This is a genomic window from Planktothrix sp. FACHB-1365 (genome assembly GCF_014697575.1).
Classification (GTDB): Bacteria; Cyanobacteriota; Cyanobacteriia; order Cyanobacteriales; family Microcoleaceae; genus Planktothrix.
Genome location: NZ_JACJSC010000016.1, coordinates 77587 through 92524, shown reverse-complemented (window position 1 = coordinate 92524; position 14938 = coordinate 77587). Strand labels below are relative to the sequence as shown.

The 14938-nt window shown below is 48.7% G+C and carries 11 protein-coding genes; 8 read left to right on the top strand and 3 right to left on the bottom strand.

What is annotated here, in order from left to right:
* Positions 1-30 precede the first annotated feature (30 nt).
* Positions 31-927, bottom strand: a complete 897-nt coding sequence (locus tag H6G57_RS17510; protein ID WP_242049005.1) for an aldo/keto reductase — start codon at positions 925-927, stop codon at positions 31-33.
* 126 nt (positions 928-1053) lie between these two features.
* On the opposite strand from H6G57_RS17510, the gene H6G57_RS17505 reads away from it, so the two are divergent.
* Entirely contained in the window at positions 1054-1770 is a 717-nt protein-coding gene (locus H6G57_RS17505; RefSeq protein ID WP_190520792.1) for a metal-dependent hydrolase, read from the top strand.
* A 138-nt stretch (positions 1771-1908) separates the two neighbouring features.
* On the opposite strand, the gene H6G57_RS17500 is transcribed toward H6G57_RS17505, so the two are convergent.
* Positions 1909-2700: a phytanoyl-CoA dioxygenase family protein gene (locus tag H6G57_RS17500; RefSeq protein WP_190520790.1), complete on the bottom strand. Its 792-nt coding sequence runs from the start codon at positions 2698-2700 to the stop codon at positions 1909-1911.
* A gap of 114 nt (positions 2701-2814) precedes the next feature.
* Between H6G57_RS17500 and H6G57_RS17495 the strand changes: the two genes are divergently transcribed.
* Genes H6G57_RS17495 through H6G57_RS17480 form a run of 4 tightly spaced genes read left to right on the top strand, consistent with a single transcriptional unit; the run spans position 2815 to position 8175 of the window.
* Positions 2815-4485 carry an NAD(P)/FAD-dependent oxidoreductase gene (locus tag H6G57_RS17495; RefSeq protein WP_190520788.1) on the top strand — a complete coding sequence of 557 codons (1671 nt, stop codon included), beginning with the start codon at positions 2815-2817 and terminating at the stop codon, positions 4483-4485.
* The gene (locus H6G57_RS17490) at positions 4475-5719 is read left to right on the top strand and encodes a glycine amidinotransferase (protein WP_242049004.1); all 1245 of its coding nucleotides are present in this window, start codon (positions 4475-4477) and stop codon (positions 5717-5719) included. The genes H6G57_RS17495 and H6G57_RS17490 overlap by 11 nt, the downstream gene beginning before the upstream one ends.
* A gap of 10 nt (positions 5720-5729) precedes the next feature.
* Complete coding sequence (locus H6G57_RS17485) at positions 5730-7154, top strand: cytochrome P450 (protein WP_190520786.1); 1425 nt, start codon at positions 5730-5732, stop codon at positions 7152-7154.
* Positions 7144-8175 carry a hypothetical protein gene (locus H6G57_RS17480; protein ID WP_190520784.1) on the top strand — a complete coding sequence of 344 codons (1032 nt, stop codon included), beginning with the start codon at positions 7144-7146 and terminating at the stop codon, positions 8173-8175. Before H6G57_RS17485 ends, H6G57_RS17480 begins: the two co-directional genes overlap by 11 nt.
* Before the next feature lie 288 nt (positions 8176-8463).
* Here H6G57_RS17480 and H6G57_RS17475 read toward each other — a convergent pair whose 3' ends face one another.
* Positions 8464-8976, bottom strand: coding sequence for a KGK domain-containing protein (locus H6G57_RS17475; protein WP_190520782.1), 513 nt, complete (start codon positions 8974-8976; stop codon positions 8464-8466).
* A 226-nt stretch (positions 8977-9202) separates the two neighbouring features.
* Here H6G57_RS17475 and purD point away from each other — a divergent pair, with 226 nt between their 5' ends.
* The 3 genes from purD (at position 9203) to H6G57_RS17460 (ending at position 14831) form a co-directional block, all read left to right on the top strand.
* Entirely contained in the window at positions 9203-10468 is a 1266-nt protein-coding gene (gene purD / locus H6G57_RS17470; RefSeq protein WP_190520780.1) for a phosphoribosylamine--glycine ligase, read from the top strand.
* Positions 10469-10846: 378 nt separating this feature from the next.
* Positions 10847-13093 carry an ATP-binding protein gene (locus tag H6G57_RS17465; RefSeq protein ID WP_190520851.1) on the top strand — a complete coding sequence of 749 codons (2247 nt, stop codon included), beginning with the start codon at positions 10847-10849 and terminating at the stop codon, positions 13091-13093.
* A gap of 55 nt (positions 13094-13148) precedes the next feature.
* Positions 13149-14831, top strand: coding sequence for a mechanosensitive ion channel family protein (locus tag H6G57_RS17460; protein ID WP_190520778.1), 1683 nt, complete (start codon positions 13149-13151; stop codon positions 14829-14831).
* Positions 14832-14938 lie beyond the last annotated feature (107 nt).

Below are 14938 nucleotides of genomic sequence, written 5' to 3'. Positions count from 1 at the left end.
AACTAGGTCGCACCTATTTGATGACACGCCCTAGAGCCACTTTGTCTCGAAGGCATCGCGACCGTCGCCGTAGATCAGAGTCCCGTACTCCTCCCAGCGACGTTTGGTAGTGGGGTCTAAGCTCTGGTTGTGAAGGATGTCTAGGTTTTGCTCGAGTTCTTCCAGCGTCGCCGGCGCGGTCAGGGCTAGGTGGATGGCTGGGTGGTCGAGAGAATAGCGGTAACAGTCCGACGCGGCGGGGATGTCTCCAGTCCAAGCATCGTGACCCTGGAGCAAGGAACCCCATCGGGTGCAGGTATAAGCGATCACTGGCACGTCCAGTTGGAGGGCGGTAGGCAAGACGGCTTCTTCCGCTCCCCGGTGAGCCATATTGTAACGGTGCATCAATACCTCGACCTTGCGGCTTGCCAATAGCGCGAGGGCGAGGGGGCGGTTGTGCACAGAGGCACCGACGTAACGGATGATGCCTTGCTCTTTCCATCTGTGCAGTTCGTCCAAGACCTCACCGAGGACTTGATCCATGTCATCGTCCGGTCGGATCCACTCGGCATAGAACACGTCTATCACCTCGGTATCGAGTGTAATACGTACTTGATCGAGGTAGCTGCGCAGGTCGCTCCGGCCACGACTGAGGCTGCCAGTGGCTACGGCGATGGTGTCCCGCCGTTCAGCCAGCAGGGGTTTTAAGCCGTCGATCATCGAGGTGTAAGACAGATTGTAGAAGAAGAAATAATCGATGCCAGCGGCGGCGGCTCGGCCCGGACAGCGCGGATCCATGTCCTTGTCGGGGACGCTGGCCAAACCAAGGGGAGCGACGGTTTTGTTTTGTAAAGTGGTTATCTGCATAATAATTTCTTTCGGATCGGGTGCGTTTTGAGCGTCGGCGCTTACCGATTTCTTTTTACGCGACCTTTGGGAAAGAGTCAATCTCCCCACGGCGAGTTTGAACGCGGGTGTCTTGTGGACTCAGCGGCTCTTCATGATACGATTGCACCTATCCCTGACACGCACCATGCGCCCTGAATCAATTCGTTTGAATCGAGGTGAACAAGCATGACCATCACGGCAACCTGGCTCGGCCATGCCACGTTTTCTATCCAGACTCCGGAGGGCAAGCACCTGCTCATCGATCCCTGGATTGCCGGTAATCCGGCTTGTCCCGATGATCGAAAATCCTTCGCAAACATCGACATCATGGCCATTACCCACGGACACTTCGATCATATCGCCGACGCAGTACCACTGGCCCGCGAACACAAACCGATCGTGGTCGGTATCTTTGAACTATGCAAATGGCTGGAGCGCAAGGGTGTCGAGAACCTCACGACCATGAACAAAGGCGGTACGGTGGAGCACCACGGCGTGCGTCTGACCATGGTTCACGCAGACCACAGTTGTGGTATCCAGGATGACGACGGTAGCATCATCTACGGCGGCGAGGCGGTGGGCTATGTTCTGACCTTCTCGGACGGCACGGTCGTATATCACGCGGGTGATACCAATGTGTTTGGTGACATGGCGCTCATCCGCGAACTGTACGAACCGACTGTGGTGATGCTTCCGATTGGTGACAAGTACACCATGTCCCCGAAAGAAGCGGTGAAGGCGGTTGAGTTGCTTCAGCCACAGGTAGTCATTCCTATGCACTTTGGTATCTTCCCAGGGTTGATCGGCAGACCTAATGCGTTGGCTGAACGACTGACTAATAAAGGCCTTGGCTCGATCGAGGTTCGCGAGCTTTGCCCGGGCGATAGCATAGAACTCGGCTGAGCTTCGTGGTCAAAATCCACGTCGTCGGAACGGCATTGGGTGCCGCAAATGTCAAGCTATAACCTGGATACGTTGCTATGATTGACACTCTGCGCTCTAAAGAGACGAGGCTATTAAGTATCCCGTGTATTTCCTGTGTCACGGTATTCGTCTAGTTTGTTTCCTCATGCTTGGGCTTGTTCGGCCGAAAAATCGCATATGAACCTGCTCGTTAAAGACATAATCAGCTTCGGCTGCATAATTGAGCAGGGCTACAATTCGTTGGCGTTTGCCGGTATTGGGCGACACTCGATGTAGGGCCTGGTTACCGTTGAAGATTGAGAGAGTGCCAGCTGTGAGATCAGGGCTAATCAGATGTTCAGCCTGCCCATCCAACACGGCTTGTTCCCGCTCCTTGGCATCGACTCCGTGACCGCGGGTTCTCGGCACGAATTCAAAAGCACCTCCTTCGTCCGCTGCTTGCAGCAGCAGCGATACAGTCGCCTCGTTGGAGTCGTAGTGCCAGCCCAGTTCGTCCCCCTGAGAGAAATAGGACAAGGTGCAAGACACCAGCGGATCAGCGGTGCGATTGAGGGGCTGGTTCACGATCGCCTCTACTAGGCTCGTGAGGCCGTCCCATTCATAGAGTGCCCGGAGCAGCGAGTCGTCCGCCAGCCGGTCATAGGCGACAGCACCGAATTTGGCATGGGTCGCCCGCGGATCCGTCGAGGTGTCTGAGCCTCCGTATTGCTCGGTGATGTGGGCCTCGCCGGAGAGTCGCTGTGCTTCGCCGACCATAGTTGAGAGGGCTTCGGGCTGCAAGAAACCGGGCAACATACACAGGCCAGTCTCACGAAACTGGCGATGACAGGCCTCTACCACTGAGCGACCGCCCCCGGCCTGCGTGTCCAGGATGGGATAACGGTGTAAGTCCACAATGGATTGAATCATTCTTAATTATTGACTTTTAGGGTGCGATCGTAAAAATTTTCGGTCTACTGATATTATTTATAGCAAAGAAATAGTTGGTTATAAGAGCAAGGTGGAATGGGAGATCGATAGAACATGCGTAAGATGGACATCAAGCGTCGGCGGATCGCGGTCATTGGTGCGGGGCCATCAGGATTAGTCACGGCTAAAGAGTTGCTTGAGCAGGGGCATGATGTGCTCGTCTTCGAGCAACAGTCGATGATCGGCGGTGTCTTCGCAAACCATTACGACGACCTGCGGCTCGTCAGCAGCAATCTGCTCACCAGCTTTGGCGATCACCCGAGTCAGGAGGGCGAGGCCCATGTTTGGACTTGCGCCGAATACCTTGAATACCTGTACGGTTACGCTGCGCGCTTCGAGCTTTTCCCGCACATTTATTGCTCCACACACGTGACCTCAGTCCGCCGCGACGCGGGTACGGGCACTTGGCGGGTTCGCGTACAGAGCGTGCAAGAGGGCACTGCGACACCCCGCCGCCAAGTGCCGCCAGCCTATATCGAAGCGGCCTCGTCAAGCCCTCACCCACCTGCTCAGGAGCAAGAATTCGAGGTGGATCATGTTGCTGTCTGTGCCGGCAGCCACCAACGTGGCAACAGTCCGACATGGCCCGGACTCGATGACTTCGGCGGTGATGTGCTGCATTCGTCTCACTACTGGCGGCCAGAGTGCTTCGCCCACCGCCGTGTGCTGATCGTCGGACTCGGTGAAAGCGGTTCCGACATCGCGCTTCAAATCGCCCAGGTTGCCCAAGCGACGGCAGTTTCAACGCGCCGAGGGCCGGGCTACGTCATTCCACGCTATTACAACGGTCAACCCACGGATGTGGATTCAAGCCGGTGTTACCACGCAATTCCACTGCCAGTGATGGAATCGTCGCTGTTCAAGCTCAATCTGCGTTTGATCGACGCCTACATGGGGCCGGACGACGATCCCAAGGTGCTTCACCGAGCCGCGGAAATCAACGCCGCCCGTGGCCTATCGGCGTTTCGTCGATTCTCCACCAAGAATAGTGCTTTCGTTGAGGCTCTGATCCACCACGGCACTGAATACAAGCCAGGCATCGAGCGCATCGAGCCGGGTCGCGTGCAGTTTGTTGACGGCACCCACTTCGATTGCGATGCCATTGTCTTGTGTACAGGCTATCAGACCCAATTTCCATTCTTCGCTGAACACCATCCTGATCTCGTCGATATGGGTACGCGCGTTCGCGGACTCTATAAGCGCATGATCGATCCAGCCATTGGTACCGAGCTTGCGTGGATCGGCTTTGTGCGACCTGGTATTGGTAGCATCCCCCCCTGTGCCGAGATGCAGGCACGCTACTTCGCGCTGCTCGTTAGCGGTATCAAGCAGTTGCCAAGCAGCACCGACATGACTCGCGACATCGAAACCCATGGGCGTCTAGATCGTGAACATTTTGTGGCAGATGCCGAGCGACTCGCGACTCTCACGGACTATCTACGCTTCCTTGAGAGCGTCGCCGAGGTTATCGGCTGCAAGCCGCCTCTGCGTCAACTCTTTGTGAGCGACCTCCCCACCTGGAGTAAGGTGATGTTCGGGCCCATCAGTTCGGCTCAGTACCGCCTCACCGGACCGGGGGCCCGTCCCGATGTGGCGCGTTCGGCACTGCGAGCCATGCCCACCATGCCCGCACCGACCCTTGCCTTCAAGTTTCTGTCGTTGCTAGGCAGCAAGCTCATCTACAGTCTCAGTGCAAATGAAAAATATCGTTCCTATGGCTTCTGATCCAGCTATCACTGACGGTCGGGGTCTCGATGACCTTTCCGACCCATCATTACAAGGCTCATTCCTCGACACAAAAAGCCCAAACAGACTGATGAAAGTCAACAGCTATGATGAGTGGTCTCCCCTAAAAGAGGTGATTGTGGGCTCCCCCGTTCATTACGACGCGCAGGAGCTTGAACTATCATTCAAGCTCTTTTTTCACGATCAAGCCTATTCGGCGTTTTGGTATCCCTACTACGAACACAACAAGGCGACAATGGACGACGCCAATAAGCGCACGCCAGTACGCAAGTTCAGCAAGCAATACCTCGAAGAGCTGAATGAGGACGTGGAAGGGCTGGTCACGGCGCTGAAGATGGCTCAGGTGACCGTGCACCGTCCAACGCCACTGACAGAGGTGATGCGGTTTCGTACCCCTTACTGGGAAGCGACGACGATGCCAGCACTCAACGTTCGTGATCAAGCCATGATTGTTGGCGATGAGATCATCGAAACAGCCCCACAGGTGCGGGCGCGTTATTTCGAGAACGATCTGCTCAAACCTATCTTTTATCATTACTTCCGAGGCGGTTCGCGCTGGTCTTCCATGCCGCGGCCGATGATGACGGATCGCTCGTTCGACACCTCCTATGTGTCTGGTCAGAATGTACCGGCTATTCAGGCTGTCTATTCCCAGGAGTCATCCGAGTTCGATACCGGCTTCGAGATTATGTTCGACAGCGCCCAATGCCTGCGTTTTGGTAAAGACATCCTAGTCAATGTCTCCACCGAGAATCATGAGCTTGGTCTGAAATGGCTGGAGCGTCACTTTGAAGGTCGCTTCCGCTTCCACCGAGTCTATCGTCTGAACGACAATCACATTGACAGTACCATCCTACCGTTGCGCCCAGGTCTGCTGCTGCTACGCAACCCCTCTGTGCGTGAGCAGATCCCGGAGTCGCTCCAGAAGTGGGATGTTATTTACCCGCCGGAACCGACGGAGAATATCTTTCCGCACTATGACGATGATGAGTTGGTACTCACCAGCACCTACATCGACCTGAACGTACTCTCCATCGACGAGAATACCGTCGTGGTCAACTCCCTGTTCCCGGAATTGATACGCACCCTGGAGCGGCACGGATTCACCACTATTCCGGTTCGCCATCGGCACCGACGGCTATTCTCCGGTGGATTCCATTGCTTCACGCTTGACACCGTCCGTGCCGGCGGTGCCGAAGACTATCTAAGCTAAGGGGCTAACCATGGACATGAACTTACCCAAGATCGGTGGCTGGCCATACGTCGGCGTGATCCCAGATCTCGCCAAGGCGCAGCCCAGCTTCTGGCTCGATGCTCGGGCGAAATACGGCGATCTGTTTCGGATCAAGCTTGGTGCAACGGAAGCCATCGCCCTGTGCCAGCCGAGGCACGCTCAGTATGTGCTGGTGGACAATGCTGACAACTACCGCAGCAAGGGCGGCAACCAGGGCTTTCGGGCAGCAATCCGCGAACTAACCAACGAGGGTCTGTCCACTGCGGACAGCGAGAGCGAGATCTGGTGTCGCCAGCGGGCGACGGTTCAGCCACACTTTAGCAATTCCAACATCCGCTCCCTCAGCGAGCTGCTCATTGAGGTGATCACCGAGCACCTCCGCGAATGGGACTCAGCCGAGTGCATCGGGGGGGTCATCGACGTTGGCGCGACCCTGAGCCGGATCGCCATTGATGCCAGTGTAAGAAGTATGTTCGGCGTGCGCATTAGTAACGAAGAGGCGGACAAACTTGCAGCCAACAGCGAAGTGGTCATGGATCACATCTGGCTCAGCATAATCGGATCGGGCTTCCCGCAATGGCTACCATTGTTCGGCCAGGAACGGCAGCAGAAGGCCATCAAGGCGGTGCTCGATATCACCACGCAGCTCATGGATCGGCATATCGAGGACGGGGGTTCGGACACGAATCTACTAGGCATCCTGCTCTCCCAGGTCGATGATGATGCAGTCGAGTACATGACTGATGAATTTCTGCGCGACGAGGTTGTGTCTCTGCTGCTCGGCGGCTACGAGATCATGGCGGTCACGAGTCGGTGCATGCTGGATCTACTGGTTCACAATCCGGCTGCTCTGGCGCGCACCCGATCGGAGGTGGATCAGATTCTGGGGGAGCGCGTGCCTACCTACGAAGACCTTGAGTGCCTGCGCTATTGCCGCATGGTCATCCAGGAGACGCTACGGCTCTGCTCACCCGTGTATCAAATCCAGCGCATGGCCACTGCCGATGATGAGATCGACGGGGTTCCGATCCCCGCAGGCACGATCGTCTCGATAATCACCCATGCCATTCATCATCACCCGGAGCACTGGGAGCGACCCGAGTGCTTCGAGCCGGAGCGCTTCGCAGAGACGGACACGCGCCATCGCTTCGCCTGGATGCCGTTTGGTGGCGGTCGCCGCACCTGTGTGGCGATGCGCTATTCGCTGATACAAGGTCAACTCATCCTTGCCCAGGCACTTCAAGGCTTTGACATTACGCCGGTTTCGGAGCGGTCGGTACCACTCTACATGGGCACAGTATCGCGACCAAAGAGTGGCCTCCGGCTGCGGATTGCACAACGACCTTCAGAGGCAAGGAGCCGTCATGAACATGCTGGAGTCCCAGTCCAGGGAGGTATCATAGGTGACACGTGAGATTGAACTCGCCGATCAGATCTGGGCAATGATCCGCGCCAAGCAAGTCCTGCGCCTGCCTTTCCCCTATCTCGCCGACCACCATGCGTCTTGGGATGAGACCGTCTACCAGATGCTTGTGCGCGACAGCGTCCGCAACGAGGTGTATCGTCGGGTGATTGACGCGACCGTCCGAGACCGGGTGGTGGTGGAGATCGGTCCGGGCTCGCGGCTCTTTCTGACCCAACTCTGCGCGATAGCGGGTGCACGGAAGATTTACGCCATCGAGGCCAACCGCGACGCCTACGAGCGCGGTTGCGCTCTTGCCGAGACCCTCTGCCTCGGGGAGCAACTGACACTCATCCACGGACTGTCCACGGAGATCGATCTGCCGGAGCTAGGGGAGGTGTGTGTGTCCGAGATTATCGGCTCCATCGGCGACGCCGAGGGTGCGACACGTTTCCTGCACGACGCTACCCGACGCCTGCTCACAGACGATGCGGTGATGATCCCCCGAGGCTGCAAGACCTGGGTGAGTCCAGTGGAGCGACCGTCCCATCTCTACCCCGACGATGCAACGGAGGCACTGATCCGTTCATTCGCGCCGTCGATGACCGACACCTTCGGGCAGGTGATCGATCTGACACGCTACAAGATCCACAATATCCCCCGCGCCAGTCTTCTAGCACCGGAGCAGATCTTCGAGGCACTCGACTTCCAGAGCGGTGAGCCACCGCGTTCGAGGGAGTGCCAACTAAGCTTCATCGCCACCCGTGACGGTGTGTTTGATGGCTTGCTGTTATGGATTCACCTCGAAGTGGGGCTAGGCCAAGTCATCGATGCTTTCGACAACACGAGCTGGGCACCCGTTCATGTGGCATTGTCGCCATTTCAAGTCCGTACAGGCGACATCTTTGAGGTTCGCTGCACCGCGCAAACGAGTGCCGAGCGGCAGACACCAGCCTACGGATTCGAGGTCTCACTGATGCGCGATGGCATCATGCTCTACCATGCCGTCAACAAGCCTGATCTGCCTGACTGATGATACCGCTTCTATCGAAATGTTATTCCGGGGTTTTTATCACTTTAACTTAGCTCAATCGAGCGCAAAAAGCATCTGACCCTATTGCTTACTTTACTGCACCGGAAAATCAAGATTTAGGGATTGTTAAAGTTATCCCTAAATCTCGGCAAAAACCCCTTTTAGATCTGTCTCCCTATGCCACTTGACAACAGCTTTTCTGCCTTAAGTTGTAATCGATGGGTGGAATCAGGGAACGAGAGAAACGAGAAAAAGTACCCTATGAAATATCCTCAAATTCTATTATTATTAATAAATTTGTAGTTTTTGTCTCAATTCATCTAAGGAAGCATCAGAGGTTTCTAATGGTTCGAGTTCGTCGGGACAAAATTGTAATTCCATGTCAATTTCAGATTTTGGATAAGATGGAGATTTTGGATCATAAGTAAAGTTTTTATAGTCTTCAGGGAAAAAATTCACAGTGCTTTTTATAATTAATTTCCCACTAATCCAACCTTTACCAGAAGTTAAACTCAATAATTTACATTCAACAGACGTACTAACATTACTCCAAGAGCTTTGTGTTAATGTTAGTACAATTTTTTGATCTATTTCATAGCCATAATTATTAAGATAATTAAAAATCTCAGGCCCGTGATTTGATGAGCATCTGCTATATATTGTTTTATTCAAAGAATCCATCGCAAATTCTTTAAACCGAGCAACAGTAAAAGTATCTTTATCAATCAATAAAAGATCGTAATCACAAGTTAAAGGATAAAAATTATCAGTCATTGGGCTTAATCTTAAAAGCAAGTTCATTTTTAAATTATACTAAATTATACATAGCAAATTTTAATCTATTGTAGAAATGGCTTGAAATTGAATTCATCGTAGGGGCGAGGCGCGCCTCGCCCCTAGACAGTTATATAGATGTTTTTTCAGGTTATATTTTTCGGTTAAAATATAGCAATCCTCAACCGGATGTAAAAACAACCGCCACAATTGTACAATCAAAAACTGCTCATCAATTCGAGAACAAAAAAACGTGAAAATTCTAGTCGTTGGAAATGGGGGACGGGAACACGCCATCGCTTGGACATTACTCCAGTCACCCAACGTTGAACAAGTGTTTTGTACCCCTGGAAATGGGGGAACAGCCACCCTCAAAGGCTGCCAAAATTATCCGATATCTGTAGAAGACTTTGAAGGTATCAAAACCTTAGTGGAAACTCAGGGAATATCCTTAGTTGTCGTTGGGCCAGAATTACCCCTCGCCCTAGGAATTACCGACTATTTACAACAACACAATATTAAAGTATTCGGCCCTAACCAAGCCGGGGCGCAACTTGAAGCCAGTAAAGCTTGGTCAAAAGCCTTCATGGAAGAAGCCGGAATTCCCACTGCTAAAGCTGCTGTCTTTACCGATGCTCAAACAGCTAAAGCTTATGTGCAAACCGCCCCTATTGTCATTAAAGCAGATGGGTTAGCCGCCGGAAAAGGGGTCACGGTTGCCACAACCGTTGAAATGGCCCATGCAGCCATCGATAGTATTTTTGCTGGGGAATTTGGCCAGGATAACCTGCGAGTTGTCGTGGAAGACTTCTTAACCGGACAGGAAGCCTCCGTACTTGCCCTCACCGACGGTCTAACCATTCGCCCCTTAGTTCCCGCCCAAGACCATAAACAAGCCGGAGAAGGGGATACTGGCCCCAATACGGGGGGAATGGGTGCTTACGCCCCAACTCCCATTGTTCCGGCTGAACTGATGCCGCGTGTCCAACAAGAGGTTTTAGAACCTACTTTAGCCACCCTACGTCAACGGGGAATAGATTATCGAGGAGTGGTGTATGCCGGGTTGATGATTTCCCCAGAAGGCGAAATTCAGGTTTTAGAATTTAACTGTCGGTTTGGCGACCCGGAAACCCAAGCGGTTCTCGCTTTATTAGACACCCCCTTAGATGAAGTGTTACTCGCCTGTTGTGAACAACGCCTAGAACAAGTTCCTCTCACCTGGAAACCTGGGGTTTCTGTTTGTGTGGTGTTAGCTTCTGGGGGTTATCCAGGTTCCTATGAAAAAGGCAAAATCATCACCGGAATAGAAGAAGCAGAAGCATCGGGGGCCATCGTATTCCATGCGGGAACAAAACTTCAAGACGGCCAAATTCTCACCGATGGTGGACGAGTTTTAGGGGTTACAGCCATTGGGTCTACCTTCAAAGAAGCTATCACCCAAACCTACAAAGCGGTTGACTGTATTAACTTTGAAGGACTCTACTGTCGTCGGGATATTGGGTTTAGGGTTGACCATTAACAGTTATCAGTTATCAGTTATCAGTTATCAGTTCAGAAGTAGACCGTTGATTCACTCATAAAGCTAGAGTTTGTAGTGACTGGATGAAGCTGGCTTTCAGGAGATAGCCAGACATTAGGCGGATTTATCAAGATTTTAGCTAATAATCCACATCTGACAGCCAGCAGCCCCGACACACTGATAACTGATCACTGATGACTGATAACTGATAACTGCTGTTAGGATGTATAGTGTTGTTAACAAAACTTAACGCTGACTGGGGATAAAACTCTGCATCTCCACAGATGAATATGGTATATCGACAAATCAGGAACCCTAACTGTATTGCCGATGAACCCAGAGTTACCCCCGAACCCTCAATCCCCAAATCGTCCTAAAATGCTGAGAGTCCTCAAACAAATAGGTGACATTATTGGCAAATGGTGGTCAGAGTTTACCCTGCAAACTCGGTTAATGGCGGGGGCAACCCTGGTGGTTTCTTTGTTGATGAGTAGTTTAACGTTTTGGGCAGTTAATACCATTCAGGAAGATGCTCGTCTTAATGATACCCGTTACGGTCGAGATTTAGGGTTACTTTTAGCCGCCAATGTTGCCCCTCTAATTGCCGAGGAAAAACGGGATGAAGTCGCACGATTTTCTCGTCAATTTTACACCAGTACCTCTAGTGTTCGTTATATGTTATATGCGGATCAAGAAGGGGAAATTTACCTAGGTTTACCCTTTTCTGATTCGGCGGTGCAAAATTCCTTAACACTGCGGCGACGGATGCAATTACCGGATAATTTTTTAGCCAGTGTGGAGTCAGGAAATTTTGCTGATTTACCGATGATTAGACAACATTTAACACCTGCGGGAGAGGTAACAGATGTTTTTGTTCCTTTGATGCACAATGGCAGTTATTTAGGCATTTTAGCCATCGGAATTAATCCAAATCCGACCGTTGTGGTGTCTTCCAATTTAACCCGTGATGTCACCTTAGCGGTGTTTGTTTCTATTTGGGTGATGGTGATTTTAGGGGCGGTTTTTAATGCGTTAACCATTACTCAACCGATTAAGGAATTGGTGCAAGGAGTTAAAAATATTACGGCGGGAAATTTTAATCAACGAGTGGATTTACCCTTTGGGGGTGAATTAGGAGAATTAATATCGAGTTTCAATGAAATGGCTGAACGCCTAGAAAGTTTTGAAGAACAAAATTTTGAAGAACTAACAGCCGAAAAAGCGAAATTAGAAACCTTAGTTTCAACCATTGCTGATGGGGCAGTTTTAATTGATGCAGAATTGAATTTAATGTTAGTGAATCCCACAGCACGCCGTCTGTTTGGGTGGGAAGGAACGACGGTTATTGGTAATAATGTTCTCAACTTTTTACCGACTTTAGTTGCTGAAGAATTATCTGAACCTTTACAAAATATCGCCTGTGGAACCTTAGAGGGGGGCGAGTTTCGCTGTTCTTTGGGAGAACCAACCAACCGCACGTTGAGAATTTTATTAACAACGGTTTTATTACATAAATCTCCGGGGACTGAACCTCTATGTTATAGTTGTATTAATGATACGAATAATACTTGTGAATTATCAGAACGTCCCTATGTTCAGGAATGTACGTTATATGAAAAAGACACCGAAGACCACAGACTAGAAACAGACGGGTATGATGTTATGGCAAACCATCCCGAAGAAGGGAATTATCGGGAAAGTTTAAAAGGAATTGCCATGACCATTCAGGATATTACCCGTGAAGTGGAGTTAAATGATGCTAAAAGTCAGTTTATTAGTAATGTTTCCCACGAATTAAGAACACCGTTATTTAATATAAAATCTTTTATTGAAACGTTGCATGATTATGGGGAAGATTTAACGGAGGAAGAACGACAAGAATTTTTAGCAACGGCGAATCATGAAACAGATCGTTTAACTCGTTTAGTTAATGATGTGTTAGATTTATCTCGATTAGAATCTTGTCGCATTTATCATTTTGAACCTGTTGATATGGCACAAGTCGTAGAACAAACCTTGAGAACCTATCAACTGAATGCGAAGGATAAAGGCATTGAACTAAGTCGAGAAATTGAACCGGATTTACCTTCAGTTTTAGGACATTATGATTTATTGTTGCAAGTTTTAACGAATTTAGTCGGGAATTCTTTGAAATTTACCTCTTCGGGGGGACGGGTGATTATTCGGGTTTATTTGTTGGAAGAAGATGATCTCAAGATTGATCAAGAACTTGAAGAAATTGAAAAAGGAGGCTGGATTATTTCGCCTCCTCCCCCTCGTCCTGTTGATTTGCACTTAGTTGAAAATAAGCAGAAAACTCGTTATATTCGCACAGAAGTTTCTGATACAGGGACTGGAATTGCGCCGGAAGATCAAGGTGCTGTTTTTACTCGGTTTTTCCGGGTGGAAAATCGAGTTCATACTTTAGAAGGAACCGGATTAGGGTTGTCTATTGTTAAAAATATTATTGAAAAACATCGCAGTCAAGTGCATTTAATTAGTGAGTTAGGTGTGGGAACAACTTTCTGGTTTGATTTAGCCATCTGTCAGGAAGATAGCCAATCTATGACCTTCAATAATGATATTTTGATGGGTGAACAATCGATCTCTATTTCTAAAGTTTAGGGGGTATAATTTTAAATTTATTTTCCTAAACTGTTTAATTTAACTATTTGTTAAAATGCGTTTTTTTAAGTCTAAATATCCAGGAATTTTTTTGATCAGTTTAATGCTGATTACCTTGAGTTTAATCACGATACCGAAAGCTTGGGGACAAGTCCCAAATGCTAATTCTTTGAACAATTTTCTCGGCCCTGGGGATGATTCCGCTTTCGTACAAGGTACTGTCAGATTAGATGGTCAAGAATTGTTTCAAATTAGTGCCCCTCGTGTCAGTAATGATGACAATGGAAATCCTGCGATTAATCGGCGGATTAGAAAAATAGAAAATCGACTTTTATTTATTGTTAATAGTCAGTTTGACTGGAATAGTTTACAGGTTTTTTATCAAATTAAAAATAATTTACCTGTAATTTATGCGTCTTGGAAAGGTCGAGAAAGACCCTATGAACTGATGACTGTTACGTCATTAGATGCTGAAATTGATGGCGTTGATCCTGAAAGCCATGCTATGGAATTAATTCCGATTATTAAGGAAGGAATTTTACAAGCTAAATCAGAACGTCAGCCTGACTTTTTAAAGCAAAAATTTGCAATTGCTTTTTCTCTACTCTTGGGAATTTTAATAGCAATAGCTTTGATTTCCTATCGACAAAAACAATTAAAGAAAAAATGGGAAATTCTCTCAGAAAATATTCCATCCCATCCCTTAAATCATGATAAACCCAAACCGATTACTGATGTTAATTCTGAGCAATCAAATCAAGAATTTATTGAAATTAAAAAGCAAATTAATTGGAATACATTTCAACGTCAGGTTTTAGAAATATTAAAAATTATCATCGTTTACACGGCTTTTTTTATTATTTTAGGCTTGTTTCCTCAAACTCGCTATTATCAATTAATTTTAAGAGCCATTAATATTTTATTAATGATCACAATTTTTATCTATCTTTCTAATCGCTTAACTCTTCTGTTTATTGATCGATTTATGATCGCCTTAGAAGATTCGTCTTTTTTTAGTGTTAATCCTAATGTTTATCGTCGTAGCTCTTTACGAGCTTACACCTTAGCTCAAACTTTAAAAAGTATTGCTATTGTGGTTTGGTTGATCATTTGGATGATTACGATTTTGGCGGTTTTAAAAGTCAATTCTGCTAGTATTTTAGCCGCAGGGGGGTTAATCAGTTTAGCTTTATCAATTATGTTCAATGATTTAATTAAAGATATTATTGCCGGGGTCTTTATTTTGATTGATGATCAATTTGCAGTGGGAGATGTGATTACCATTGGTCAACTCTCCGGTAAAGTTGAGAATATGAATTTACGCATTACTCAACTGCGAAATACAAACGGGAATTTAATTACTGTCCCCAACCGAATTATTACCAGCGTTGAAAATCTTTCTAATGGTTGGTCACAGATCGATTTAACCTTAAGAGTGGATTATCATACCGATGTTGATCACGCGATTCAAGTGATTAATGAAGTCGCTCAAACCCTGAAGCAAGACCCGGACTGGAGTTTTTATATTTTAGAACCGCCAACGGTTTTAGGAGTCGATGAACTCAATCATACCGGAATGGGAATTCGGATTTTTATTAAAACTCAACCTCTACAACAATGGCCGGTAGCACGAGAATATCGACGGCGTTTAAAAATTGCCTTTGATCAACATCAGATTTCCATTGGGATTCCCCAACAAAATATTCAATTGACAAATTCTCACCGAATTAATCAATAACGGGATGTAAATAAAACTTGCGATCGCTAAACTATGATATGATTCACTCGCTTTGTTGATTCTGTCCCAGTGGGACAAATCAGCGTTTTTCAGACGGTGTGTGAGGA

What these genes read in the sequence shown, in the direction of transcription:
- H6G57_RS17465 (WP_190520851.1), top strand. Translation starts at nt 10,847, where the DNA reads ATGCTGAGAGTCCTCAAACAAATAGGTGACATTATTGGCAAATGGTGG.
- H6G57_RS17485 (WP_190520786.1), top strand. Translation starts at nt 5,730, where the DNA reads ATGGACATGAACTTACCCAAGATCGGTGGCTGGCCATACGTCGGCGTG.
- H6G57_RS17475 (WP_190520782.1), bottom strand. Translation starts at nt 8,976, where the DNA reads ATGAACTTGCTTTTAAGATTAAGCCCAATGACTGATAATTTTTATCCT.
- H6G57_RS17460 (WP_190520778.1), top strand. Translation starts at nt 13,149, where the DNA reads ATGCGTTTTTTTAAGTCTAAATATCCAGGAATTTTTTTGATCAGTTTA.
- H6G57_RS17500 (WP_190520790.1), bottom strand. Translation starts at nt 2,700, where the DNA reads ATGATTCAATCCATTGTGGACTTACACCGTTATCCCATCCTGGACACG.
- H6G57_RS17505 (WP_190520792.1), top strand. Translation starts at nt 1,054, where the DNA reads ATGACCATCACGGCAACCTGGCTCGGCCATGCCACGTTTTCTATCCAG.
- H6G57_RS17490 (WP_242049004.1), top strand. Translation starts at nt 4,475, where the DNA reads ATGGCTTCTGATCCAGCTATCACTGACGGTCGGGGTCTCGATGACCTT.
- H6G57_RS17495 (WP_190520788.1), top strand. Translation starts at nt 2,815, where the DNA reads ATGCGTAAGATGGACATCAAGCGTCGGCGGATCGCGGTCATTGGTGCG.